Here is a 23,551-nt window from a genome sequence, read left to right as displayed (position 1 = left end):
AAGGTGGCCTTGGCTGCCGCGAATAGGTGACGGGGCCGGGGGTACGGCCGTCCTGCGATAGCGGGGGCCGAGTTTCTTCCGGGCCGGTGGGGTGGCCGCGTTGACCTTGGCGTAAGGGTCGAGCGGGTCCAGGAACAGTTCGACCGGGTCGTGGGCGGGTCTTGGCCGAGTCGTGGTTCGGTCGTGGTCGGGTTCGCGGTGGGTCTCGACGAGTTGCGCGTAGTCGGGCGTGCGGGTGTCGTCGAGCCGGTGGAAGTGCCCGCACCAGGCGTGCGGTGCGCCACCGTGACACGTTCACCGACCCACGTGTGGTCGAGGCGCTGGGCCTTCTTGCCTTCGCTGCCGAGGAGTTGCTCGACGCCGGGCAGGTCGACGAGGGCTGCCCGCTTGGCGCCGAGGTTCTCCCGGGCGAGGTGTGTCGATGTGGGCGCTGACTCGGGGGTTGGCGCGGGCGTCGAGGTGGCCCTCGGCTCAGGCGCCGGGGTGGGCGGCGGCGTTGGGGCGGGTGGCGGGGCGGCCCTCGGGTCGGGGGGCGGCCGGCGAGCGGGCCAGGCCGGGTTCAGGGGGGTGGTCGGTTTTCGGGGGTGCGGGTCGTCGGGGTTGCGGAACGGACAGGGGGTGAGGCTGACCGCGTCGAGGGCGTGGAGTGGGGTGGGGCAGGGGTCGGGCCTGGGGTCACTCATGGGAGTTCCTTCAGGCCAAGGTCGGTCAACAGGTCCCGGACCAGGGCGAGTTCGGCGGCGATGCCATCGGCGAGCTGGGCTCGGTGCCGGGGGCGCAGGGCTGATGGGAGGGCTTGCCAGGTGTAGGTCTCGACCTCCAGGTGGTGGGTGAGCGGCTGGGGGCCGCCGACCAGCCGGGTCAGAGTCGTGGTGAGGACGGGGAGGGTGGAGGTGAGGGGCGCGGCAGGGGCCGCGTGCAACGGGACGTGGAAGTGAGCGCGCCAGGGTGCCGTGTCGGGCAGGGCATCGGTGGTGAGCGCCTCGTCGAGGTCGTCGGTGCCGTGCAGCCCCGTGGTGGTGGCGGTGCGGGTCTGGTGCAGGAAGCGGGGTTCGTCGAAGGCGGCGAGGGCCGCGCGGACTTGGGGGAGGTGAGGGTGTTCGGCATGCAGGGCGGCTGACAGTTGGGACTTGACGATGGGGACGCCGGCGCCGGTGAGGGCGTCCAGGGCGGTGTGCGGGTCTTCGAAGGAGGTGGCGAGATGGCAGGTGTCGACGCTCAGTCCGATGCGGGGGTGGGCGATGCGGGTCAGTGGGGCGAGGGCGTCGGCGGTGGTCTCGATGACGCAGCCGGGTTCGGGTTCCAGGCCGACGCGGAGGGAGCGGCCGGTGAGTTCATGGAGGGCGTCGAGGCGTTCGGCGAGAGTGAGGAGGGCGGCACGGGCCAGGTCGGCGCGGTCGTCGTCGTAGGCGGTGCGCCAGGCGAGGGGCAGGGTGGAGATGCTGCCCTCGGTGACGTCGTCGGGGAGGAGGTGGGCGAGGACACGGGCCAGGGCGATGGTGTGGTCGAGGCGTTCGGGGTCGGCCCAGTCGGGGCGGTACACGCGGTACTTGACCTGCTCGGCGCCGAAGCCCTCATAGGGGAAGCCGTTGAGGGTGACGACTTCGAGGCCGCGCCGGTCCAGTTCGGTACGCAGGCCGCGCAGGGCGGACGGGTCGGTGACCAGGGCGTGGGCGGCGTCCTTGGCGAGCCACAGTCCGATGCCGAGGCGGTCGCGGCCGAGGCGACGGCGGACGGGTTCGCAGTGGTCGCGGAGTTGGGCGAGGACGCCGTCGAGAGTCTCGGCGGGGTGGACGTTGGTGCAGTAGGCGAGGTGGACGGTGGAGCCGTCGGGGTGCCGGAAACGCATGGCTCACTCCCCGCCGCGCAGCACGGAGTTGCCCTCGTGGGTGGCGTCGGTCGCGGCGACGTCCAGGGCGAGGCGGCCGCTGAGCCCGTAGAAGGCGACGGGGTTGCGCCACAGCACCCGGTCGACGTCGTCCTCGGAGAAGCCCTCGGCCAGCATCAGGTCACCGACCCGGCGTGTCTTGAGGGGGTCGCTGCTGCCCCAGTCGGCGGCGGAGTTCACCAACACCTGTTCCGGGCCGTAGGCGCGCAGGATCGCGACCATCCGTGCCTCGTCCATCTTGGTGTCGGGATAGACGGAGAAGCCGAGCCAACAGCCGCTGTCCTTGGCCTCTTTGACGGTGGTCTCGTTGAGGTGGTCGACCAGGACCCGGCAGACGGGCAGCGCGGACTCGCGGACGACGTCGAGGGTGCGGCGCAGCCCGGCGAACTTGTCGCGGTGCGGGGTGTGGACGAGCGCGGGGAGGCCGTGGTCGGCGGCGAGTTGGAGTTGGGCGGCGAGGGCGGTGTCCTCGGCGGGGGTCATCGAGTCGTAGCCGATCTCCCCGACGGCGACGACCTGGTCCTTGACGAGATAGCGGGGCAGTTCGTCGAGGACGGGGGTGCAGCGCGGGTCGTTCGCCTCCTTCGGGTTGAGGGCGATCGTGCAGTGGTGGGCGATGCCGTACTGGGCGGCACGGAAGGGTTCCCAGCCCAGGAGGGAGTCGAAGTAGTCGAAGAAGGAGGTGGGTGAGGTGCGGGGCTGGCCGAGCCAGAAGGAGGGTTCGACGACGGCGCGGACTCCGGCCGCGTGCATGGCCCGGTAGTCGTCGGTGGTCCGTGACGTCATGTGGATGTGCGGGTCGAAGAGGCGCATCAGGACTCCTTGCCGTCGGTGCCGCGCGGTCCGTGGTCGGCGGTCGGCGCGGGCGGCGGGGCCGTGGGGTCGATGAGGCTCAGGACGCGGTACAGGTCTTCGGGCACGGGGCGTCCTGCGGCGGTGCGTTCGGCGGCGTGATCGTCGAGCATCCGGGCGAGTTCGGTGTCGGCGCGGGCACGGCGCTCCAGGTCAGCGACCTCGGTGACGGGCACGCCGGTGAACAGGCACTTCAGGACGGCGTGACGCCAGGGTGGGGAGGTGAGATACCGGGCGGCGTACGGGCCGACGGCGGCGGCGACCAGGCGGGTGTCGTTGGTGCGGAGGGCGTCCTCGACCAGGGGGAGCGCGTCGGGGCCGTCGACCAGGTGGGGCAGGGCGTGCAGGACGGCGCGGCGTTCGGCGGCGGTGCCCTGGGCGTAGACGCGGGTGAGGGTGTCCGTGCCGACGCGGGCGGCGTGCAGGATCAGGACGCGGGCGGCATCGGCGTGTTGGTGACCGCAGCGACGTCCGGCCTCCGCGAAGCGCACCTCCCACACCGGGAGGGGACCGGGCGGTCCGGGCTGGTCGGCGGCTTCCCCGAGGGCCTGGTCCAGCCAGGTGCGGGCGGGGGTGGCGAGGAGGGGGGTGAGGTGGTTGTAGAGGGCGGCGGGAGGTGTGTGGGCAAGGGGAGGTATGGGAGTGGGGAGAGGTACGTGGGCGGGGAGGGGCATGTGGGCGGGGAGGGGCATGTGGGCGGGGGTGAGAGGGGGCACGGGGAGAGCGGTGGGGGCGGGGATGGGGGCCGCTTGGTGCGGGGTGCTGGGAGCGACTGGGGTGTTCGGGGTGGCCCTCGTTTCCGGGGCTGCCTGGTTGGCTGGGGTGATCGGAACGGCTGGGGTGGCCATGGCGGCTGGGGTGGCTGGAGCAGCCCGAGTAGCCCGAGTAGCCGAAGCGGCCGGGACCACCGGGGTGACCGGGACAGCCGAGGTGACCGGGACAGCCGAGGTGACCGGGACAGCCGAGGTGACCGGGACAGCCGAGGTGACCGGGACAGCCGAGGTGACCGGGACAGCCGGGGTGGCCGGAGCGGTCGAAGTGGCCGGAGCGGTCGAGGTGACTGGAGCAGCCTGAGTGGCCCGAGTGGTCGAAGCGGCCGGGATAACCAGAGCGGCTGAAGTGGTCGAAGCGGCCGAGGTAACCGGGGTGGCCAGAGTGGCCTGGGTCGCCGAAGCAACCGGGGTGGCCAGAGTGGCCCAGGTCGCCGAAGCAACCGGGGTGGCCTGAGCGGCCGAAGTGACCGGAGTGGCCCGGGTCGCCGGAATGGCCCAGGTCGCCGGAGTGGGCTCGGCGTTTGAGGTGGGCTCGTTCGAGGGCGTTGGGGTGGGGTGGGAGTGCGTCATGGGGAGGTGCTCCCTTCCGGGGTGGCCGAGGGGGTGGCGGGAAGGGCGGGGGGCGATTGGGCGGCGGCTTGGTGGAGGAAGGGGAGGGAGCGTTCGGCCTGGTGCGGGCCCTCGTGGGAGTGGCGGGGCAACTCGACGCCGGTGAGGCCCTGGTAGCCGGTGGCGGCGAGGGCCGCGAGGACGGGCGGGAAGTCGATCTCGCCGGTTCCGAACGGGAGGTGCTCGTGGACGCCGCGTCGCATGTCCTCGATCTGGACGTGCCGCAGCCAGGGAGCGGCGGCGCGTACGCAGTCGGCGGGAGAGAGGGGTTCGAGGCACTGGCAGTGACCGATGTCGAGCGTGAGGCCGAGGTGTTCGGGGTCGCCGAGGGTGCGGCGGAGTCGGTGGAAGTCGGCGAGGGTGGCGAGGAGGTGACCGGGTTCGGGTTCGATGGCCAGCGGGACGCCTGCGGTGGCGGCGGCTTCCAGGACCGGGGTGAGGGCGGCGGCCAAGCGTTGCCACGCCGTGTCCGGAGAGGTGCCGGCGGGGGTGATGCCGCTGAAGCAGTGCACGGCGTGGGCACCCAGGTCGGCGGCGATCTGGACCGCGCGTGACAGCAGGTCGGTTCTGCGGGCGCGGTCGTCGGGGTCGGCGTCCAGCAGGGAGGGGCCGTGCTTGCGGCGCGGGTCGAGCACGTAGCGGGCGCCGGTTTCGATGGTGACGTCCAGGCCGAGGGCGTTCAGGCGGCGGGTGAGGTGCTGGACGCGGGCGGGGAGGTCTGCGGCCAGGGGGTCGAGGTGCATGTGGTCGAGCGTCAGGCCGACGCCGTCGTAGCCGAAGTCGGCCAGGAGGGCGAGGGCGTCGTCGAGGCGGAGGTCGGCCAGGCCGTTGGTGCCGTAGGCGAGACGGAGGGGGGAGGGGGAGGCGGAGGGGGAGGCGGGGGCGGGGGAGGGGGAGGGGGAAGGAAACGTGGGGACAGACCTGGAGGTGAGCCCAGGGGCCAGCCCCCCAGCGGAAAGCCGGCCCCCAGAGGGCGCGAAATCACCCGGCAAAGTCATACGACGCCCCCTCCTACCCTCACGGCCGTCACTCCACTCACGCCCCTCGCTCTCCTCGTTCCCCTCATGCCCGTCACACCCGTCACGCCCCTCACGTCCCTCACGCCCCTCACGCCCCTCACTCCCCTCACTCCCATCACTCCCGTCACTCCCGTCACGCCCCTCGCTCCCCTCACGCCCCCTCCCCCGCCCAACCCCCCAGCCGTCTCCCGAAGTTGAGCAGTTTCCCGTACTGCTCCCCCAGTGCCGAAGGGCCCTGGCCTGCCGGGTCCTTGAAGTAGAAGGCGAGTTCGGGCAGGGGGCCGGAGAGGCCGGTTTCGTGGGCTCGGGTGGTCAGGCGGATCAGGTCGAGGACGAGGGGGGCGGCGAGGGCGGAGTCGCAGCCCTGCCAGATGGTCTGGAGGATCATGCGGGTGCCGAGGAAGCCGTCGAAGGCGATGTGGTCCCAGGCCGTCTTCCAGTCGCCGAGTGCGGGGACGTCGTCGATGTGGACCTGGCCCTCGGGGGTGGTGCCGAGGGTGTCGGTGAGGACGCGTTCCTTGCCGGTGTTCTTGGCCGCGGCGGCGGCCGGGTCGGCGAGGGCGGCTCCGTCACCGCCGCCGAGGAGGTTGGTGCCGGACCAGGCGCGGACCGCGAGGGCGCGTTGGCTGAACATCGGGCCCAGGGCGGAGCGCAGGAGGGTCTGGCCGGTCTTGCCGTCGCGGCCGGCGTAGGGCAGTCCGCTGGTGGCGGCGAGGTCGACAAGTGCCCGGTGGTGCAGTCCCGTTGAGGGGGTGAAGTTGATGTAGGGGCAGCCCGCGTGCAGGGCCGCCGCCGCGTACAGGGAGCTGGGCGGGAGGGTGTCGTCGGTGGGCGTGGGTTCGGTGGAGGCGACGTTCACCACCACCGCCCGTGCCAGGCCGCGCCGTTGGATGAAGGCGTCGATGTCGGTGGCGAAGGCGTCGATCAGTCGACGTGGGCTCCGGGTGTCTCCCGGGGTGGGGCCTCCTGGTCTGATCTCCCGTTCGGCGGCGGCGAGTTCGGCGGTGACGGCGGCGGGGAGGCCGGGTGGGAGCACGCCTCCTGCTGCCAGTTCCTCCGCGCGTTTGGGCAGGGGGCAGTCGAGGGTGTCGTGTCCGCCGAAGACGAGAGCGGACAGGGGTGGCAGTCCGGACCGCGCGAACGCGGCGGTCTCCGTGACCAGTCCGACGGGTGGGTGCAGACCGGCGGTGAGGGCGGCGCAGCCCGCGACCACCGTGGTGGCCACCGAGCCACGGGCACCGATCAGCCATACGCCGACGCGAGGCGGGGAGACGGGCACGGACACGGATGCGGATGCGGAGACCGGTTCGGACGCCGTGAGGGACATGGGCATACCTCCTTGTCGAGCGCTCCTGACCTGAGTCAGGTCTCGTGGGACTCAAGCCAGGAGCGGTGGGCGGGAGTTCGGCGTCTCCCGCCCACCGCCGATCAGTGGCCCGGCAGAGCCGAGGCGGAGGCCGGAACCGCAGCCCCAGCCGCAGTCGCAGCCCCGGACACGGGCACAGGCACAGCCGCGACCACGACCGCGACTACGGCTCCCAGGGCCGCTGTCGCCGCTCGACCGGGTCCAACCCCCGCCCCGTTCACCGGACTTCCTTGATGCGGAGGTCGCGGAAGGACACCCGGTCGTCGGCTCCGTGGTTCTGGATGCCGAGGTGGCCGTCGCGCAGGGATCGGGCCGGGTCGGTGTTGGTGAAGTCGTTGACGCGGACGCCGTTGAGCCAGACGCGGAGGCGTTCGCCGGTCACCCGGATCTCGTAGGTGTTCCACTCCCCCGGCGGGTTCAGCGCGCGGTCGCGCTTCTTCAGGTCGGCGGAGCGGAAGCCGTAGACGGAGCCGGTCGTTCTCTCGGGTACGTCCGTGGCGTCGATCTGGATCTCGTAGCCGTGGTCGACGGCGGACCACGGGTCGTTCGAGGGCGGAAAGCCCACGAACACACCGGAGTTGTCGTCGCCGGACGGGCCGGACATCTTCCAGTCGAGCTTCAGGGAGTACGAGGTGAAGGCCGCCGCCTGGTACCAGAGCAGGCCCATTCCGCCCGACGATGTGAGGGTGCCGTCGTCGGAGAGGGTGAACGAGCCCGGTCCCGCCTGCTGCCAGCCGTCCAGGGAGGTGCCGTCGAAGAGCGGCCGGTAGCCGTTCTCCGGGCGGCAGTCGGCCTGGGTGTCGCCGACGGCCCAGCGGATGCCACCCAACAGGTGGGCGCGGAAGGCGGGTTCGGCGTACGACTGGCCGGTGTGGCCGCCGCCGGTGTAGAAGGCGCGGCCGCCTCGGTAGTTCTGGCACCAGGCGATCGGATGGTCGCCGTTCATGGTGGCGCCGGTGTAGGAGGACTCGTCGAGAGAGGCCAGGACGTGGGCTCGATCGCGAGGGTTGGAGCGGTAGTTGTACCACTCGTCGGTGCGGTTCCAGGTGCGGGCCAGGCCCGAGGTCGCCGGGTGGGCGCGGTCCTCGACGTGGACGGTGGCGGGCTGGATCGCGGGGTGGGACTGGAAGTAGGCGCCGGCCAGACCGCCGTAGAACTCCCAGTCGTACTCGGTGTCGGCGGCGGCGTGGATGCCGACGTAGCCGCCGCCCCCGCGTATGTAGCCCTCGAACGCCCGCTGTTGGGGTGGGGTGAGGACATCGCCGGTGGTCGAGAGGAAGACGACGGCGTCGTAGCGGCGGAGGGTGCGGGAGGTGAAGGCGCCCGCGTCCTCGGTGGCGTCGACCTGGAACTCGCCGGTGGCGCCGAGCTGTTGGAGGGTCTCGATGCCTTCGGGGATGGAGTCGTGGCGGAAGCCTTCGGTCCTGGAGAAGACCAGGACCCGTCTCCCGTCGTCCTCGGGGTGGGAGGAGGCGGGGGCCGAGACACAGCCGAGGAGCAGGGCCGCGCCGACAACTGCCGTTGCCGCACGGTGGGTTGTGCGCATCGCGGATGCTCCTCTCAGCCGGTGGTGAAGGTGAGGTCGTCCACGTCGAAGAGGGCTCCCGTGCCGCCCTTGAAGACGAGGTAGAGAGTGGTGGTCGCCCGGGGTGCGCGGGACAGGGCCGCGGTGACGTCCTGGAAGGTCTCCCAGCCTCCGGTCACGGGCACGGTCGCCGTGCCGAGCAGGGTGCCCTTCGTCGATCCGGCGCGGATCTCCAGCGTGCCGCCGGTGCCGCCGGAGGAGACGCGGGCGGTGATCTTCTTGGCGTCGGCGAGGGCGTACGGGGTGAACGCGATCCAGTCGCCGTGGTGGATGTCACCGACCGTTCTGCCGCCGTGCGCTGCGGACTTGGCGATCACGGAGATGCCGGCGGAGGTGGTGAAGTGCTCGGCCTGCCGGTGCCGGGGTTGCAGAACGTGCTGGTCGTGCGAGGTCAGCGGGGCCTGGCCGCCGCCTCCGCCGTCGGTGTACTCGGCGACGAGGACGCCGAAGATGTTGGCGTCCTCGTCGTGGCCGCCGTCGGCGGTGGTCTGGATGGTGCCGGTGCAGCCGGTGGCGGAGGTGATCGGGTGGCCGTGGGTGTCGTGGCCGAGGACGAAGCTGACCTTGACCTTGGCGCAGTCGACGCGGCGGCGGTCCTCGGGGTCGGTGACCTTCACCTGGAACGGGATGGCGTCGCCGAAGCTGAACAGCTGTCCGTCGCGCGGGAGTTGGAGGGTCACGGTGGGTGCGGTGTTACCGACGACGACCCGGACGCTCGCCCGGCCGGTCCGTCCGGAGGGGTCCTCGGCGGTCAGGGTCGCGGTGTAGGTGCCGTTCTTCTGGTATCGGTGGGTGGGGTGGGCGGCCGTGGCGGTGGTGCCGTCGCCGAAGTCCCAGCGGTAGGTGAGGGCGTCGCCGTCCTGGTCGGTCGAACCGGCCGAGGAGAAGCGGACCTTGAGGGGTGCCTGTCCCGAGGTGCGGTCGGCGGCGGCCTGGGCGATGGGTGAGTGGCCGTCGGTGGCGTTCTCGATGCGGAAGAGGCCGGAGTTGTCGTCGCCGCCGAACCAGGAGGTGCCGTAGTCGAGGACGTACAGGGCGCCGTCGGGTCCGAAGGCCATGTCCATCACCTGAGTGCCGTTCCAGGGAACGGAGTTGATGGACTGGACGGTGCCGTCGGGGTCGCTGGTGATGCGTTTGATCCAGCGGCGGCCGAACTCCCCGGCGAAGAAGTCGCCGTCGTAGGCCTCGGGGAATTTGACGGGCGAGTCGAGGCCGGGGTCGTAGTGGTAGACGGGGCCGCCCATCGGGGATTCGGAGCCGTCGCCGAACTCCGGTACGGACGGGCCGTCGTAGGGAATCCAGGCGGTCTGGGCCGGGGGCAGTTCGGTGCGGCCGGTGTTGTGCGGGGAGGTGTTGCGCGGGGCGGCGCAGTCGAAGGGGGCGCCGGACGTCTTCGTCGCGAAGTCGTAGTCCACGTACGGGTCGTTGGCGCCGGTGCAGAACGGCCAGCCGAAGTTGCCTGGGCCACTCACGCGGGCGAACTCGACCTGTCCGGCCGGGCCGCGGGCCGGGTCGGCGGTGGAGGCGTCGGGGCCGTAGTCGCCGACGTAGAGGATGCCGGTCTCGCGGTCGACGCTGAAGCGGAACGGGTTGCGGAAGCCCATGGCGTAGATCTCGGGCCGGGTGCGGTCGGTGCCGGGGGCGAAGAGGTTGCCGTCGGGGATCGTGTAGGAGCCGTCGGGCGTGACCTTGATGCGCAGGATCTTGCCCCGCAGGTCGTTGGTGTTTCCGGCCGAACGCCGGGCGTCGAAGGCCGGGTTGCGGTCGGGGCGTTCGTCGATCGGGGTGTATCCGTCGGACTGGAACGGGTTGCTGTCGTCGCCCGTCGACAGGTACAGGTTGCCGTGGGCGTCGAAGTCGATGTCGCCGCCGACGTGGCAGCACAGGCCGCGCGAGGCGGGGATGTCGAGGATCTTCTTCTCGCTGGCGGCATCGAGGGTGCCGTCGGTCGTCAGGACGAACCGGGAGAGGCGGTTGACGCCGTCGAAGGGGGCGAAGTCGGCGGCGGTGCCGGTCTCGGGGGCGTCGCCCGCCGGGGTGTCCAACGGGGGTGCGTAGTAAAGGTAGATGAAGCGGTTGGTGGTGAACTCCGGGTCCACGCCGACGCCTTGGAGGCCTTCCTCGTCGTGGGTGTAGACGTCGAGTTCTCCGGCCAGGGTGGTGGCGCCGGACGCGTCGGTGAGGCGGAGTTCGCCGTCGCGTGAGGTGTGCAGGACCGAGCGGTCCGGGAGGACGGCGAGCGACATGGGCTCGCCGACCTCCGCCTCGCCCTTGGCGAGGGTGACCTGCTGGAAGTCCTCGGCGGTGACGGTGCCCGGGCCGGTGACGGCTGCGCCGGCCTGCGGGGTGGTCAGGGTGAGCGTGGCGCCCGTCAGCAGGACGCCGCTGATCAGGGCGACGGCGCTGCGGAAGGTCGGGCGTCGTCGCGGGGTTCTGGTGCTGCCGGGTCGTGAGGTGGGGTCGTTCCCGTGCACGGTGCCTCCAGGATGGTGCCGGTCGAACGGTGCGGGTGGGGACGCCGGGATGCGCCGTCATCCCGGAGCGCCTTGCGGAGTGGGTCAGGTGCCGAACGCCGCGTCGAAGGACGCCGTCGGCGGTTCGAAGTCGTAGGCCTTCAGGTGGGCCAGCGCCTCGGGGGCGCCCTGCGTCCGGTCCATGCCGGCGTCCTCCCACTCGACGGAGACCGGGCCCCGGTAGTCGATGGAGCGCAGCATCCGGAAGACGTCCTCCCAGGGCACGTCGCCGTGTCCGGCGGAGACGAAGTCCCAGCCGCGCCGGGGATCGCCCCACGGGAGGTGGGAGCCGAGGCGGCCGTTGCGGCCGTCGAGGCGCCTGCGGGCCTCCTTGCAGTCGACGTGGTAGATCCGGTCGCGGAAGTCCCAGAGGAAGCCGACCGGGTCGAGGTCCTGCCACACGAAGTGCGAGGGGTCGAAGTTCAGACCGAAGGCGGGCCGGTGGTCAACGGCTTTGAGGGCGAGGTGAGTTGTCCAGTAGTCGTAGGCGATCTCGCTGGGGTGGACCTCGTGGGCGAAGCGGACGCCCTCCTGGTCGAAGACGTCGAGGACGGGGTTCCAGCGGGCGGCGAAGTCCTCGTAGCCGCGCGCGATCATCGACTCGGGGGCGGGCGGGAACATGGCGACGAGGTGCCAGATCGCGGAGCCGGTGAAGCCGACGACGGTGTCGACGCCGAAGGCGGCGGCGGCGCGGGCGGTGTCCCGCATCCGGGCGGCCGCCCGCTGTCGTACCCCTTCGGGGTCGCCGTCGCCCCACACCGCGTCGGGCAGGATCGCCCGGTGGCGTTCGTCGATGATGGCGTCGCAGACGGCCTGGCCGACGAGGTGGTTGGAGACGGCCCAGCAGGACAGCCCGTACTGGTCGAGGAGTTGGCGTCGGGAGTCGAGGTAGGTCGGGTCGGCCAGGGCCTTGTCGACCTCGAAGTGGTCGCCCCAGCAGGCGAGTTCGAGGCCGTCGTAGCCGAAGTCGCGGGCGAGTCGGCAGACCTCTTCCAGGGGCAGGTCGGCCCACTGGCCGGTGAACAGGGTGAATCTGCGCGGCATGGGGTCGGCCTCCTCAGCCTGCGACGGGGGTGTAGACGGAGTTCTTCTGGGCGCTCTCCTCGACGGCGGCCAGGACGCGCTGCACCTGGAGTCCGTCGGCGAAGGAGGGGCGCGGCCGGTGTCCCTCGGCGATGGCGTGGACGAGGTCGCGGGCCTGGTGGACGAAGGTGTGCTCGTAGCCGAGGCCGTGCCCGGGGGGCCACCAGGCGTCCAGGTAGGGGTGGTCGGGTTCGGTGACGAGGATGCGGCGGAACCCGGCGTGCGCGGCGGGCTCAGTGCCGTCGTGGTAGGAGAGTTCGTTGAGGCGCTCCAGGTCGAAGGCCAACGAGCCGTGTTCGCCGTTGAGTTCGATGCGCAGGGCGTTCTTGCGGCCGGTCGCGTACCGGGTGGCCTCGAAGGAGGCGACGGCGCCGGAGGCGAAGCGGCCGGTGAACAGGGCGGCGTCGTCGACGGTGACCGTGCCGGTGCCCGCGACCGCGCCGGCGGCGAGTCCGCTGGTGGCGCCGAGCGGCAGGGGTCGTTCGCGGACGAAGGTCTGTGTCAGCGCGGACACTCCGGCCAGTTCCTCGCCCGCCAGGTACTGGGCGAGGTCGACGATGTGGGCGCCGAGGTCGCCGAGGGAGCCGGAGCCCGCCGACTCCTTGCGCAGCCGCCAGGTGAGCGGGAACTCCCGGTCCACCAGCCAGTCCTGAAGGTACGTCACCCGCAGATGCCGCAGTGCGCCGAGCCGTCCCTGGGCGACCATGGTGCGGGCGAGCGCGGTGGCGGGCACCCGGCGGTAGTTGAAGCCGACCATCGCCAACTGGCCGTTGCGATAGGCCAGTTCGGCGGCCGTCGTCATGGCCTCGGCCTCCTCGACGGTGTTGGCGAGGGGTTTCTCGCACAGCACGTGCTTGCCCGCGGCCAGCGCGGCCAGCGCGATCTCGGCATGACTGTCGCCCGGGGTGCAGATGTCGACGAGGTCGATGTCGTCCCGCGCGATCAGCGTCCGCCAGTCGGTCTCCGCGTCGGCCCAGCCGTGCCGGTCGGCCGCCGCGCGGACGGCGTCGGCGTCCCGTCCGCAGATCGCGGCGAGGACCGGGCGGCGCGGCAGGTCGAAGACCCGGCCCGCGGTGCGCCAGCCCTGCGAGTGGGCGGCGCCCATGAAGGCGTAGCCGATCATGCCGACGCGTAACGGCGCCTGCCTGCCCGGTGATCCGTCCGGCTGCTGCGGGTGTTCCATACGGGTGTCCTCCTGGGCCTCGTCGTGGATGCGCCGTGCGGGGTGCGGGCGGGCCCGGTCAGCTGAAGCCGGTGGACAGGTAGCGGTCGACGTTGTCCTTGTCGACGACGGCGGAGTAGAGCGTCACCGAGGTCGGGATCTCGTACTCGGCGAGTCCGCCGACGCCCTGGCCCTGGCCGAGGGCGCGGGCCAGGTCGATGGCGGAGGCGGCCATGGTCGGCGGGTAGAGGACGGTCGCCTTGAGGACGCCGTTGTCCCGCTTGATGGCCTGGAACGCGGAGAGCGCGCCCGCGCCGCCGACCATCAGGAAGTCGTCCCGTCCGGCCTGTTCGACGGCGCGCAGCGCACCGACGCCCTGGTCGTCGTCGTGGTTCCACAGGGCGTCGAACGCCGGTTGTGCTTGCAGGAGTTGGGCCATCTTGGCCTGTCCCGACTCGACGGTGAAGTCGGCGGCCTGGCGGGCCACCTTCTTGATGTTCGGGTAGTTCTTCAGGGCGTCGTCGAAGCCCTGAGTGCGCTGCTTGGTCAGTTCGAGGTTGTCGAGACCGGCGAGTTCGATGACCCGGGCGTCGCGTCGGCCCTTGAGCTGTTCGCCGATGTAGGTGCCGGCGTTGAGGCCCATGCCGTAGTTGTCGCCGCCGATCCAACAGCGGTAGGCCTGCGGGGAGTTGAAGATGCGGTCGAGGTTGACGACGGGGATGCCGGCGCGCATCGCCTTCAGGCCGACCTGGGTGAGTGCCTTGCCGTCGGCGGGCAGGACCACCAGGACGTCGACCTTCTTGTTGATCAGCGTCTCGATCTGGCCGATCTGGGCGGCGGTGTCGTTGGAGCCCTCGGTGATCTCCAGGGTGACGTCGGTGTAGGTCCTGGCGCGTTTCTTGGCCTGGTCGTTGATCGCGTTGAGCCAGCCGTGGTCGGCCTGTGGGCCGGCGAAGCCGATGGTGACGGCCTTGCCGGAGGCCTCGCCCGACGCGGTCCTGTCCTGACCTGCGGGGCTCTCGGTGGTCGAGTCGTTGCTCGTGCAGCCCGTGAGGAGGGTGCCGGTGGAGACCGCGGCGGCGCCCAGGAGCAGCCCTCTGCGGCTGGTGCGGGCCGCGTCCTCGCCCGTCGCGGGGAGCCCTTTCCGTGTCCTGTCCATGGTGGGGAATCCTTTCCTCAGCTCGTGGTCGCGGTACGGCGCTGGACCAGCACGGCGGCGACGATGATGGCGCCCTTGGCGATCTGCTGGACGTCGCTCTGGAGGTTGTTGAGGGCGAAGATGTTGGTGATCGTGGTGAAGATCAGGACGCCGAGGACGGAGCCGGTGATGGTGCCCCGGCCGCCGGTGAGCAGGGTGCCGCCGATGATCGCGGCGGCGATGGCGTCCAGTTCGTAGAGGTTGCCGTTGGTGTTCTGGCCCGAGCCGGACAGGATGATCAGCAGGAAGGCGGCGATGCCGCAGCACAGTCCGGACAGCAGGTAGAGGTAGAGGCGTTGGCGGCGGACGTCGATGCCGGCGAGGCGGGCGGCCTCCGCGTTGCCGCCGACCGCGACGGTGCGGCGGCCGAAGGTGGTGCGGTTGAGGACCAGCCAGCCGACGACGGTGACGGCGGCGAAGACCATCACCAGCGGCGGCACGCCGAGCACGTAGGCGTCGCGTTCGCCGAGGTCGAGGAGGCCGGTGACGCCGACGATCTGGGTGCTGCCGTCGGTGATCTGGAGGGCGAGGCCCCGCGCGGAGGCGAGCATGGCGAGGGTCGCGATGAACGGCACCATCGCGCCGTAGGCGATGAGCACGCCGTTGACCAGGCCGCAGCCGACGCCCACCAGGACGGCGGTGAAGAGGATGCCGGCGAACCCGTACTCCTGGGTCGCCACCGTCGTCGCCCACACGGAGGCGAGGGCGACGATCGCGCCGACCGAGAGGTCGATGCCGCCGGAGGTGATGACGAAGGTCATGCCGACGGTGACGACACCGATCACCGAGGCCTGGGTGAGGACGAGTTGGAGGTTGCGGGTGTCGAGGAACTCGTCGGGTCGGGTGGTCCCGCCGATCAGGATCAGCGCGGCGAGCACGCCGAGCAGGGACAGGGTGCGGACGTCGATGCGGGCCAACACACCCTGCCAGGCGGGGCGTTGGGCGATCGGGGGCAGCTGGTCGGTGCTGTCCCGGGGTGGGGAGACGGGCTGCGTCATGTCGTCGGGCTTCCTTCCATGACGAGGTCGAGTACGCGGTGTTCGTCGAGTGCGTGGGCGGGCGCGGTGTGCACGACGCGTCCCTCGCGCAGTACCAGGACGCGGTCGGCGAGGCCGAGCACCTCGGGTACCTCGCTGGAGACCAGCAGCACGGCGAGGCCTTCGTCGGCGAGGCGCCGGATGACCGCGTACAGCTCGGCGCGGGCGCCGACGTCGACGCCCCGGGTCGGTTCGTCGAGGAGCAGGACCCGGCAGCCGCGCAGCAGCCAGCGGGCCAGGACCGCCTTCTGCTGGTTGCCGCCGGAGAGGGTGCGTACCGGCGCGGACGGGGTGTCGGGGCGCAGCGACAGTTCGCGGGTGGCGGTGCGCGCCGCGTCGCGTTCGGCGCGCCGGTCGATCCAGCCGGCGCGGGCGAAGCGGGAGAGGGCGGAGAGGGAGACGTTGCGGGTGACGGACTCCAGCATCAGCAGGGCCTGCGCCTTGCGTTCCTCGGGGGCGAGCCCGAGTCCGGCGCGGACGGCGGCCCGCACGTCGCCGGGCCGTACCATCCGCCCGTCGACGGTGATGTGTCCGGCGGTGGGTCTGCGGGCGCCGTAGATCGTCTCCAGGATCTCCGAGCGGCCCGAGCCGACCAGCCCGGCGAGGCCCACGATCTCGCCCGGCCGCACGGTCAGGTCCAGCGCCTCGAACTCGCCGTCCCTGGCCAACCCCCTTACCTCCAGGACCGGTTCGCGGTCGGGTGGGGAGGCGGGCCGCGCGGGGAAGACGTGCTCGACGGTGCGTCCGGTCATCAGCGCGACGACCTCGCGGGCCGGCGTCGACCTCGCGGGGAGACCGCCCGCCACCGCGCGGCCGTCCTTGAGGACGGTCACCCGGTCGCCGATCCGGCGGATCTCCTCCAGTCGGTGGGAGATGTACACGACGGCGACGCCGTCCGCGGTCAGGTCGCCGACGATGCGGAACAGGTTGTCGACCTCGTCCGGGTCGAGGGCGGCGGAGGGTTCGTCCATCACGATGAGCCGGACCTCGTGGGAGAGCGCGCGGGCCATCGACACGATCTGCCGCTGGGCGGCGGACAACGCGCCCACCGGTCGGGCGGGTTCGATCTCCGGGTGCCCAAGTCGCCGCAGCAGCAGGCGTGTTGAGACCCGGGCTGCCTTGCCCCGGACGATGAATCCGGCGGTGGTCGGTTCGTGGCCGAGGTGGATGTTCTCGGCCACCGACAGATGTTCGACCAGGTCGAGTTCCTGGTAGATGGTGGCGATGCCGAGGCGCATGGCGGCGCTGGGCGAGCGCGGGGTGACCGGCTCGCCGTGCCAGCGGATGGTGCCGGTGTCGGGCTGGTGGGCGCCGGCCAGCACCTTGATGAGCGTGGACTTCCCGGCCCCGTTCTGGCCGAGCAGGCAGTGCACTTCACCGGCCTGGACGTCGAGGTCGACGCCGTCGAGGGCCCGGACTCCGGGGAACGACTTGGTGATGCCGGACATGGTGAGCAGCGGTGGTTCTGGTGCCATGTGGGTTCCCCTCGGCTGGCGTGCGGGCCGGTGTCAGGGCGGTGCCGGTCGGAAACTGGCGGGCGCTGTGCGGGCCGTGCGGGGCGCTGTGCGGAGGGGACGCGCGGGGGTGCGGGTCCGTGGACGCGGCTACGCGGGCGAGAAGAGGTGGTCGCTGATCAGTCGGGCCGCGCCGATGACTCCGGCGGTGGGCCCCAACTCCCCCAGCACGATGGGCAGGTTGCCCGTCGCGAGGGGCAGGGACTGGCGGTAGACCTGGGTGCGGATCGCGGCGAGCAGGGTGTGGCCGAGGCCGGTCACCCCGCCGCCGATCACCACCAGGCCGGGGTTGAAGAAGGAGACCAGCCCGGCGATGATCTGGCCGGTGCGGTCGCCGCCCTCGCGGATCAGGCCGAGGGCGGTGGCGTCCCCGGCGGCAGCGGCGGCGGCCACGTCGGCCGCGGTGAGCGTGCCGTGCGCCGCGAGGCGGGCCGCCAGCTGCGCCGACTGCCCCTGCTGGGCCGCCTCCTGGGCGTCCCGGGCGAGGGCGGCGCCGCTGAAGTGGGCTTCCAGGCAGCCCCGGTTGCCGCAGGCGCAGGGGCGTCCGTCGGGCACGACCTGGATGTGTCCGATGTCGCCCGCGCTGCCCGTGGTGCCCCGGTGGACCTGGCCGCCGACGACGATCCCGCACCCTATGCCGGTGCCGATCTTGACGCAGAGGAAGTCGCCGACGGACCGGGCGACGCCCGCGTGCTGCTCCCCCATCGCCATCAGGTTCACGTCGTTGTCGACCATGACCGGGCAGCCCAGTTCCTGGCTGAGGGCCTCCCGGACGGGGAAGCCGTCCCAGCCGGGCATGATCGGCGGGGCCACCGGGACGCCCTCGGGGAAGCGGACCGGCCCCGGAACGCCGATGCCGGCGCCGTCGAACCCCTCGGCGAGCCCGGAGGCCCGCAGCGTGGCGGCGAGGGACAAGACGTGCTCGAAGACCGCGACCGGGCCCTCGCGGACGTCGAGGGGTTGGTTGAGGTGGCCCAGGATCTCCAGTTCCGCGTTGGTGACGGCGACGTCGACGGAGGTCGCGCCGATGTCGACGCCGAGGAACCGCAGGCCGGGGGCGAGGCGGATGTTGTGGGAGCGTCGGCCACCGCGTGAGGCGGCGAGTCCGTCGGCGACGACCAGTCCCGTCTCCAGGAGCCGGTCCACCTCCACGGCCAGCTTGGACCGTGAGAGGTCGACCTGATCGCCCAGCTGGGCACGGGAGTTGGGGCCGCCGTCCCGCAACAGGGTGAGCAGGCGGGCCTGATGGGCGTTGGCGGGCCGGGCCGTCATGCGTCTCACCGACCCCTCCCCGCCTCAACCGGTGTGCCGTGTCCGGGCTTTCGAGGGGAACGTAGCAGCGTCCGCCGCACCTGGGAAGAAGTCGTGCGGGAATCGGCGCCGACTTTCCCCACTCACAGGACAAAGACCGCCAACGGCGTTCCCCGGCGTGCGGGACCGACAACGGCGGCCGCCCGCAGGGCCGTCGGGCCGGACTGCGGGCGGGTGGGCAACGCCCCTGATCCGGCTAGGACGTGGGGCGGTCGTGGTAGGAGCGGCGGGTGTGTTCCGTGTGCTCCCGCATCAGGTCGGTGGCCCGGCGTTCGTCGCGGTCGGCGATCGCCGCGATCAGCGCCCGGTGCTCGATCCAGGACTGTCGGCCGCGCTGGCGTGCCACCGGCGTGTAGTACCAGCGCACCCGCCGGTCGACCTGGGCCGCCAGCTCCGCGAGGACGGTGTTCCCGGCGAGTTCGATGACGGTCGCGTGGAAGCGGGCGTTCATGGCGACGGCGCCGTCCACGTCGTCGGCGGCGACCGCCCGCTCGCCCTCGGCGCACAGCTCCTCCAGGGCTGCGATACCGGCGCTGCCCGCGTTGGCGGCGGCGAGCCGGGCCGCTTCGGCCTCCAACAGGGTGCGGACGGTGAGGAGTTGGTCGGCCTCCGCCTCGGTCGGCTCGTGCACGAACGCGCCCTGGGCGGGCCGCAGATCGACCCATCCCTCGGTGTTCAGCCGTTGCAGCGCCTCGCGCACCGGCTGCCGGGACACCCCGAGGTGCCCGGCGAGTTCGCTCTCGACCAGGTGCTGGCCGGGCTGGAGGGCGCGGGTGGTGATCAGTTCGAGGAGTGCGTCGTAGACGCGGTCGCGCAGCGGGCCGGGCCGTTCGAGCTTGGGCACCGCACCTTGCGGCAGTCCTGTCGACAACATCGGTCGTCCCCTCCTGGGCAGCGGGGCAAGCGGGGCCGCGGGCCGGTGCGGGCGGGACGCCGGTGCGGCCAGGGGCCCGTACGGATGGTCCGGGGTGCCAGTATGGATTGTCTTTCGTCTACAGTCTACGGCTCGCGAACGGCCATGCCTCAGCTTCGCGACGGCCATCCCGAGGGCCGAAACCAGCCGCTCCACCACCCCGGGCAACGGCCTCGACCGTCCCGCCCGCCTCAGTGGTCACCCCCGTGACCCCCACCGCCCCCGACCGTCACCCCCGTGGCCCCGCTCAGCCCCGCCGCTCCCCCGACACCCACCCCGCCCGCCTCAACCGGCGCCCCCTGCACCACCGTTGACCCGCGTCACCCCCGACGCGCGCCTCACCGCAGCCCCGTTGCGCAGCTGCCGCCCCTCAGCTCACGGGCAGCGGACGACCTGTCCTGCGTAGGAGAGGTTGCCGCCGAAGCCGAAGAGGAGCACCTGGTCGCCGGAGCTGAGTTCGCCCCGTTCGACCAGCTTGGAGAAGGCGAGCGGGATGCTCGCGGCCGAGGTGTTGCCGGAGTCGACGACGTCCCGCGCGACGACGGCGTTGACCGCGCCGATCTTCTCGGCGAGGGGCTCGATGATGCGCAGGTTGGCCTGGTGGAGGACGACTCCGGCGAGTTCCTCGGGGGTGAGCCCGGCGCGGGCGACGGCCTTGCGGGCGACGGCCGGCAACTGTGTGGTGGCCCACCGGTAGACGCTCTGCCCCTCCTGGGCGAACCGCGCGGGCGTGCCCTCGATCCGCACGGCGTGCCCCATCTCGGGCACCGAGCCCCACAGCACCGGGCCGATGCCGGGCTCGTCCGAGGCCTCGACGACGGCGGCGCCCGCCCCGTCGCCGACCAGGACGCAGGTCGTGCGGTCGGTCCAGTCGGTGATGTCGGTCATCTTGTCGGCGCCGATCACCAGGACCCGGGTCGCGCCGCCCGCGCGGACGGCGTGGTCGGCGGTGGCCAGCGCGTGGGTGAACCCGGCGCACACCACGTTGAGGTCCATGGCGGCGGGCGAGGGGATGCCGAGGCGGCGGGCGACGCGCGCGGCCATGTTGGGCGAGCGGTCGACGGCGGTCGAGGTGGCGACCAGCACCATGTCGATGTCGGCCGGGTCCAGCCCCGCCGAGGCGAGCGCTTTGGCACCGGCGTGCGCGGCCAGTTCGTCGACCGGTTCGTCGGGTCCCGCGACGTGCCGCGTGCGGATGCCCACCCGGGTGGTGATCCACTCGTCGCTGGTGTCGACCATGCCCGCCAGGTCCTTGTTGGTGAGCACCTTGGCGGGCTGGTAGTGGCCGACGGCGGCGATGCGCGAGCCGTTCATTGGTTGGTCCCCTTCACTGCCTCGGGTAGCGGGACCCACCAGTCTGATGAGTGACTCACGGGTACGGCTGACGGTAAGCCGACAGGAAACCGGCGCGAGGCTTGTCGGCTTCCGTTAGACCCAGGGGGCCCGCGGGGTCATCGCACAGTCACTCGACTGTGTATCCCACGGTAACGCCGTGCGGCGGCCACGCTGCGCGGTGGTTCCGTCACCCGGTGAACAGCCCGGTGGCCTTCTGGACCAGCTCGTAGAGGCCGTAGCCCAGCGGTGCGCCGACCCAGGCCCAGGCGAGGACGATCAGGGCGCGCCGGTCAGGCGGACTCGGGCTGCTGTCGTGCGACATCGGCGGCCTCCTTCGGGGCGGGCACATGGTGGCGGGGGTGGACGGGGCGGACGAGTTCGCCTGCGACGAAGCCGACGACGAGCAGGCCGATCATGATGAGGAGCGAGAGGCCGTAGAGGGCCGGGCCGTGTCGGCCGGCGGCCTCCTGGCGGTCGGCGATCCAGTTCACGATCAGGGGTCCGAGGACGCCTGCCGTGGACCAGGCGGTGAGCAGCCGCCCGTGGATGGCGCCGACCTGGTAGGTGCCGAAGAGGTCCTTCAGGTAGGCGGGGATCGTCGCGAATCCGCCGCCGTAGAAGGAGAGGATGACCAGCGCGCACAGCACGAACAGGGGCTTGGAGGCCTCGCCGAACAGGGCGATCAGCGCGTACATCGCGGCGCCGGCGCCCAGGTAGAGGCGGTAGATGTTCTTGCGTCCGATGAGGTCGGAGGTGGACGACCAGCCGATCCGGCCCGCCATGTTGGCGGCGGACAGCAGGGCGACGAACCCCGCGGCGGCCGACACCGAGACCGGGGCGGACGTGTCCGCGAAGAAGTCCGTGATCATCGGCGCGGCCTTCTCCAGGATGCCGATACCGGCGGTGACGTTCATGCAGAGCACCACCCACAGGCACCAGAACTGCGGGGTGCGCACCGCGGCGGCGGCGGAGACCTGCGGTCCGGCCAGGACGCCCGGGGCGCCCGGCACCGGTCGTGCGCCGCGCGGGACCCGGACCAGGAGGACGCCGAGGGACATGAACACGGCGTAGCCGAGGCCGTGCACCAGGAAGGCGAGGGCGATCCCGGAGCTGTCGGTGCCGAACGACGCCAGCATCTGCGTCGACCAGGGCGAGGCGATGAGGGCGCCGCCGCCGAAGCCCATGATGGCGATGCCGGTGGCCATGCCGGGGCGGTCGGGGAACCACGTGATCAGCGTGGAGACCGGCGAGATGTAGCCGATGCCGAGGCCGATCCCGCCGACGAAGCCGTAGCCGAGGACGATCAGCCAGTACTGCCCGGTGGCGGCGCCGAGTGCCGAGATCAAAAACCCGCAGGAGAAGCAGACCAGGGCGACCGTCATCGCCCAGCGCGGCCCGTTGCGCTCGACCAGCGTGCCGCCGAACGCCGCCGACAGGCCCAGCATGACGATGGCGAGCTGGAACGGCAGCGCGCTCTGGGTGCCGCTGAGGCCGAGGGCGGATTCCAGGGGTGGCTTGAAGACGCTCCAGGCGTAGGCCTGCCCGATGGCGAGGTGGACGGAGAGCGCGGCGGGCGGAACCAGCCACCGGCTCCAGCCGGCGGGGGCGACGGGAGGACTCATGGGCCCGGACGGTAGGCAGCGCGACGGGAGTTGAGAAGGCTCCTCGCCGGGGGCGTGCGGTGAACGGCGTCCGGGGCGCGCCGAACGGTCGTTGTCGGCCGGGTCGACCGGTGGATTCAGGCCGCGAGCGCCCGGACGACGAACCCGGCGTAGCGCCGGGCGGCCCTGATCCGGGCGGCGGTCGAGGCGGTGCGGATGCCCCGGACGGCCGTGACCATGAGGATGAGGTCGTCCAGGACGACGTCGGGGCGCAGCCGTCCGGCGTCCTTGGCCCGCCGGACCAGTGCGGCGCTCGCCCGCAGGGTGGCCGCGCGGTCGGCGGCGAGGTCGGTCGCGTCCGGGAACTCCGACAGCAGGGCCTCGGTGAACTCCCCGTCGCGGGCGTGCAGTTCGCAGAGCCGCTCGATGACCCGGCCGAGGCCGCGCCAGGGGTCGGGGTCGGCGGAGCCCTCCTCGACGATGACGCGGCAGGCGTGCAGATGGTCGGCGAAGGCCTCGGTGACCAGGTCCCGCTTGGTGGGGAAGCGCCGGTAGAGGGTGGCGGGTCCGACGCCCGCGTGCCGGGCGATCTCGCGCATCGGCACGTTCAGGCCGTCGACGGGGAAGAGGGCGCGGGCCGCGTCGAGGATGCGGTCACGGTTGTCCCGGGCGTCGGAGCGCAGGGGGTGAGGCAAAAGGTCGGTCACCTCTCTCACTTTAGCCAGCAGGACCCGGGCCGCCGTTAGCGTCCGCAGGACAACGGCCTTGGAGAGCACGGCCGTTGACCCGGAGAACCACGAAGAGGGAGACGACGATGAAGGCGATCGTGATCCGGACGTACGGCGGGCCCGAGGGGCTGGCCCTGGTGGAGCTGCCCGATCCCGTGCCCGGCGCCGGGCAGGTGCTGATCGGGGTCGAGGCGGTGGGCGTCGGTGGTTTCGACACCCTGATCCGCAGCGGCGCGCTGGCCGCCTACCGGGCCACCGGGACGGGGCACGTGCCCGGCAGTGAGGTGGCGGGCACGGTCACGGCGGTCGGTGACGGCGTCGACGGGGCGTGGCTGGGCCGCCGGGTGTGGGGGTTCACCGGCATCGGGGGCGGCTGTGCCGAGCAGGCCGTCGTGCCGGTCGACGAGCTGACCCTCCTCCCCGGGGACCTGTCGGCGGCGGACGCGGTGACCGTCGGCGGCTCGGGGGCGGTGGGCCACTTCGGGCTGGCGCACGCCCGGTTCGCGCCCGGTGAGTCGGTGCTCGTGCGCGGTGCGGGCGGGGGCATCGGCGTGATGACGGTGCAGCTCGCGGCCCGCGCCGGTGCCTCGGCGGTGGCGGTGACCACGTCCTCGCCCGAACGCGGGGAGCGGCTGCGGGAGTTGGGCGCGACCCACGTCCTGGACCGGTCCGGCACCGGGGACGGGTCGCCCGACGGCTACGACGTCGTCGTGGACATCGCCGCCGGGGACGCCCTGCCGGAGTTCCTGGACCGGCTCCGGCCCAGCGGCCGCATGGTCGTCGTCGGCATCATGGCGGGCCCGCCACCGGTGGAGTTCGGTGCGCGGATGCTGGCCGCGTTCGAGCGGTCGCTGTCCTTCGCGACGTTCAGCATGGACTCGGTGCCGGGAGCCGACCGGCGTGCGGTGCGGGCGGAGCAGTTCGCCGCCGCGAGCCGGGGTGAACTCCGCGCGGTGGTGCAGGAGGTGCTGCCGTTGCAGGAGGCCGTCTCGGCACACCGGAAGCTGGCCGCCGGTGAGGTCTTCGGCCGCCTCGTGCTCACGCCGTAGCGGCCGCCCGCCCCT

Annotated in this window: 20 protein-coding genes; 2 read left to right on the top strand and 18 right to left on the bottom strand. The window is 72.3% G+C overall.

Features of this window, described 5'->3' with window-relative positions; translation table 11 throughout:
* Window positions 1-679: 679 nt before the first annotated feature.
* From eboE to ACIQOU_RS06970, 3 genes are read right to left on the bottom strand one after another with little or no spacing between them, the layout of a single operon-like run.
* The gene (gene eboE, locus ACIQOU_RS06980) at window positions 680-1,849 is read right to left on the bottom strand and encodes a metabolite traffic protein EboE (RefSeq protein WP_401534522.1); all 1,170 of its coding nucleotides are present in this window, start codon (window positions 1,847-1,849) and stop codon (window positions 680-682) included.
* 3 nt (window positions 1,850-1,852) lie between these two features.
* Complete coding sequence (locus ACIQOU_RS06975) at window positions 1,853-2,701, bottom strand: TatD family hydrolase (RefSeq protein ID WP_401534521.1); 849 nt, start codon at window positions 2,699-2,701, stop codon at window positions 1,853-1,855.
* Window positions 2,701-3,432 (bottom strand): EboA domain-containing protein, encoded by a 732-nt coding sequence (locus ACIQOU_RS06970; protein ID WP_401534519.1) that lies wholly within the window; start codon window positions 3,430-3,432, stop codon window positions 2,701-2,703. The genes ACIQOU_RS06975 and ACIQOU_RS06970 overlap by 1 nt, the downstream gene beginning before the upstream one ends.
* Window positions 3,433-3,652: 220 nt before the next feature.
* Here ACIQOU_RS06970 and ACIQOU_RS06965 point away from each other — a divergent pair, with 220 nt between their 5' ends.
* Entirely contained in the window at window positions 3,653-3,814 is a 162-nt protein-coding gene (locus ACIQOU_RS06965) for a hypothetical protein (protein WP_401534517.1), read from the top strand.
* A 265-nt stretch (window positions 3,815-4,079) separates the two neighbouring features.
* Here the strand turns inward: ACIQOU_RS06965 and ACIQOU_RS06960 are convergent, their stop codons facing one another.
* The 15 genes from ACIQOU_RS06960 to ACIQOU_RS06890 form a co-directional block, all read right to left on the bottom strand.
* The gene (locus ACIQOU_RS06960) at window positions 4,080-5,120 is read right to left on the bottom strand and encodes a sugar phosphate isomerase/epimerase family protein (RefSeq protein ID WP_401534515.1); all 1,041 of its coding nucleotides are present in this window, start codon (window positions 5,118-5,120) and stop codon (window positions 4,080-4,082) included.
* Between the two features lie 172 nt (window positions 5,121-5,292).
* Complete coding sequence (locus tag ACIQOU_RS06955; protein ID WP_401534514.1) at window positions 5,293-6,468, bottom strand: inositol-3-phosphate synthase; 1,176 nt, start codon at window positions 6,466-6,468, stop codon at window positions 5,293-5,295.
* A 256-nt stretch (window positions 6,469-6,724) separates the two neighbouring features.
* Window positions 6,725-8,053, bottom strand: a complete 1,329-nt coding sequence (locus tag ACIQOU_RS06950; RefSeq protein WP_401534513.1) for a ThuA domain-containing protein — start codon at window positions 8,051-8,053, stop codon at window positions 6,725-6,727.
* Window positions 8,054-8,067: 14 nt separating this feature from the next.
* Window positions 8,068-10,566 carry a PQQ-dependent sugar dehydrogenase gene (locus ACIQOU_RS06945; RefSeq protein ID WP_401534512.1) on the bottom strand — a complete coding sequence of 833 codons (2,499 nt, stop codon included), beginning with the start codon at window positions 10,564-10,566 and terminating at the stop codon, window positions 8,068-8,070.
* A gap of 84 nt (window positions 10,567-10,650) precedes the next feature.
* Window positions 10,651-11,649 carry a sugar phosphate isomerase/epimerase family protein gene (locus ACIQOU_RS06940; RefSeq protein ID WP_401534511.1) on the bottom strand — a complete coding sequence of 333 codons (999 nt, stop codon included), beginning with the start codon at window positions 11,647-11,649 and terminating at the stop codon, window positions 10,651-10,653.
* Between the two features lie 13 nt (window positions 11,650-11,662).
* Window positions 11,663-12,871 carry a Gfo/Idh/MocA family protein gene (locus ACIQOU_RS06935; protein WP_401534510.1) on the bottom strand — a complete coding sequence of 403 codons (1,209 nt, stop codon included), beginning with the start codon at window positions 12,869-12,871 and terminating at the stop codon, window positions 11,663-11,665.
* 58 nt (window positions 12,872-12,929) lie between these two features.
* Window positions 12,930-14,009: a substrate-binding domain-containing protein gene (locus ACIQOU_RS06930; RefSeq protein WP_401534509.1), complete on the bottom strand. Its 1,080-nt coding sequence runs from the start codon at window positions 14,007-14,009 to the stop codon at window positions 12,930-12,932.
* A 17-nt stretch (window positions 14,010-14,026) separates the two neighbouring features.
* Window positions 14,027-15,046, bottom strand: coding sequence for an ABC transporter permease (locus tag ACIQOU_RS06925; RefSeq protein ID WP_401534508.1), 1,020 nt, complete (start codon window positions 15,044-15,046; stop codon window positions 14,027-14,029).
* Window positions 15,043-16,560, bottom strand: a complete 1,518-nt coding sequence (locus tag ACIQOU_RS06920; RefSeq protein WP_401534507.1) for a sugar ABC transporter ATP-binding protein — start codon at window positions 16,558-16,560, stop codon at window positions 15,043-15,045. The genes ACIQOU_RS06925 and ACIQOU_RS06920 overlap by 4 nt, the downstream gene beginning before the upstream one ends.
* A 129-nt stretch (window positions 16,561-16,689) precedes the next feature.
* A complete protein-coding gene (locus ACIQOU_RS06915; RefSeq protein ID WP_401534703.1) occupies window positions 16,690-17,871 on the bottom strand; it encodes an ROK family protein in 1,182 nt (393 codons plus the stop codon).
* Window positions 17,872-18,106: 235 nt separating this feature from the next.
* Window positions 18,107-18,784: a GntR family transcriptional regulator gene (locus ACIQOU_RS06910; RefSeq protein ID WP_401534506.1), complete on the bottom strand. Its 678-nt coding sequence runs from the start codon at window positions 18,782-18,784 to the stop codon at window positions 18,107-18,109.
* A gap of 414 nt (window positions 18,785-19,198) precedes the next feature.
* Complete coding sequence (locus ACIQOU_RS06905; protein WP_401534505.1) at window positions 19,199-20,137, bottom strand: beta-ketoacyl-ACP synthase III; 939 nt, start codon at window positions 20,135-20,137, stop codon at window positions 19,199-19,201.
* A 208-nt stretch (window positions 20,138-20,345) separates the two neighbouring features.
* On the bottom strand, window positions 20,346-20,480 hold the full coding sequence (locus tag ACIQOU_RS06900; RefSeq protein ID WP_401534503.1) for a hypothetical protein: 135 nt from the start codon (window positions 20,478-20,480) through the stop codon (window positions 20,346-20,348).
* Entirely contained in the window at window positions 20,449-21,780 is a 1,332-nt protein-coding gene (locus tag ACIQOU_RS06895; protein WP_401534501.1) for an OFA family MFS transporter, read from the bottom strand. The genes ACIQOU_RS06900 and ACIQOU_RS06895 overlap by 32 nt, the downstream gene beginning before the upstream one ends.
* 116 nt (window positions 21,781-21,896) lie before the next feature.
* Entirely contained in the window at window positions 21,897-22,466 is a 570-nt protein-coding gene (locus tag ACIQOU_RS06890) for a TetR/AcrR family transcriptional regulator (protein WP_401534500.1), read from the bottom strand.
* Between the two features lie 107 nt (window positions 22,467-22,573).
* Here ACIQOU_RS06890 and ACIQOU_RS06885 point away from each other — a divergent pair, with 107 nt between their 5' ends.
* The gene (locus ACIQOU_RS06885; RefSeq protein ID WP_401534499.1) at window positions 22,574-23,536 is read left to right on the top strand and encodes a zinc-binding dehydrogenase; all 963 of its coding nucleotides are present in this window, start codon (window positions 22,574-22,576) and stop codon (window positions 23,534-23,536) included.
* Window positions 23,537-23,551: the final 15 nt, after the last annotated feature.

It is taken from the genome of Streptomyces sp. NPDC091279 (assembly GCF_044757465.1).
Lineage (GTDB): Bacteria > Actinomycetota > Actinomycetes > Streptomycetales > Streptomycetaceae > Streptomyces.
Note: the sequence above shows the minus strand (reverse complement) of the source record. Positions and strands in the feature narration are given on the sequence as shown.

Coding starts and splice junctions, on each gene's coding strand:
- eboE (WP_401534522.1), bottom strand. CDS start 1,849: ATGCGTTTCCGGCACCCCGACGGCTCCACCGTCCACCTCGCCTACTGC.
- ACIQOU_RS06975 (WP_401534521.1), bottom strand. CDS start 2,701: ATGCGCCTCTTCGACCCGCACATCCACATGACGTCACGGACCACCGAC.
- ACIQOU_RS06970 (WP_401534519.1), bottom strand. CDS start 3,432: ATGCCCCTCCCCGCCCACATGCCCCTCCCCGCCCACGTACCTCTCCCC.
- ACIQOU_RS06960 (WP_401534515.1), bottom strand. CDS start 5,120: ATGACTTTGCCGGGTGATTTCGCGCCCTCTGGGGGCCGGCTTTCCGCT.
- ACIQOU_RS06955 (WP_401534514.1), bottom strand. CDS start 6,468: ATGTCCCTCACGGCGTCCGAACCGGTCTCCGCATCCGCATCCGTGTCC.
- ACIQOU_RS06950 (WP_401534513.1), bottom strand. CDS start 8,053: ATGCGCACAACCCACCGTGCGGCAACGGCAGTTGTCGGCGCGGCCCTG.
- ACIQOU_RS06940 (WP_401534511.1), bottom strand. CDS start 11,649: ATGCCGCGCAGATTCACCCTGTTCACCGGCCAGTGGGCCGACCTGCCC.
- ACIQOU_RS06935 (WP_401534510.1), bottom strand. CDS start 12,871: ATGGAACACCCGCAGCAGCCGGACGGATCACCGGGCAGGCAGGCGCCG.
- ACIQOU_RS06930 (WP_401534509.1), bottom strand. CDS start 14,009: ATGGACAGGACACGGAAAGGGCTCCCCGCGACGGGCGAGGACGCGGCC.
- ACIQOU_RS06925 (WP_401534508.1), bottom strand. CDS start 15,046: ATGACGCAGCCCGTCTCCCCACCCCGGGACAGCACCGACCAGCTGCCC.
- ACIQOU_RS06920 (WP_401534507.1), bottom strand. CDS start 16,560: ATGGCACCAGAACCACCGCTGCTCACCATGTCCGGCATCACCAAGTCG.
- ACIQOU_RS06915 (WP_401534703.1), bottom strand. CDS start 17,871: ATGACGGCCCGGCCCGCCAACGCCCATCAGGCCCGCCTGCTCACCCTG.
- ACIQOU_RS06910 (WP_401534506.1), bottom strand. CDS start 18,784: ATGTTGTCGACAGGACTGCCGCAAGGTGCGGTGCCCAAGCTCGAACGG.
- ACIQOU_RS06905 (WP_401534505.1), bottom strand. CDS start 20,137: ATGAACGGCTCGCGCATCGCCGCCGTCGGCCACTACCAGCCCGCCAAG.
- ACIQOU_RS06900 (WP_401534503.1), bottom strand. CDS start 20,480: ATGTCGCACGACAGCAGCCCGAGTCCGCCTGACCGGCGCGCCCTGATC.
- ACIQOU_RS06895 (WP_401534501.1), bottom strand. CDS start 21,780: ATGAGTCCTCCCGTCGCCCCCGCCGGCTGGAGCCGGTGGCTGGTTCCG.
- ACIQOU_RS06885 (WP_401534499.1), top strand. CDS start 22,574: ATGAAGGCGATCGTGATCCGGACGTACGGCGGGCCCGAGGGGCTGGCC.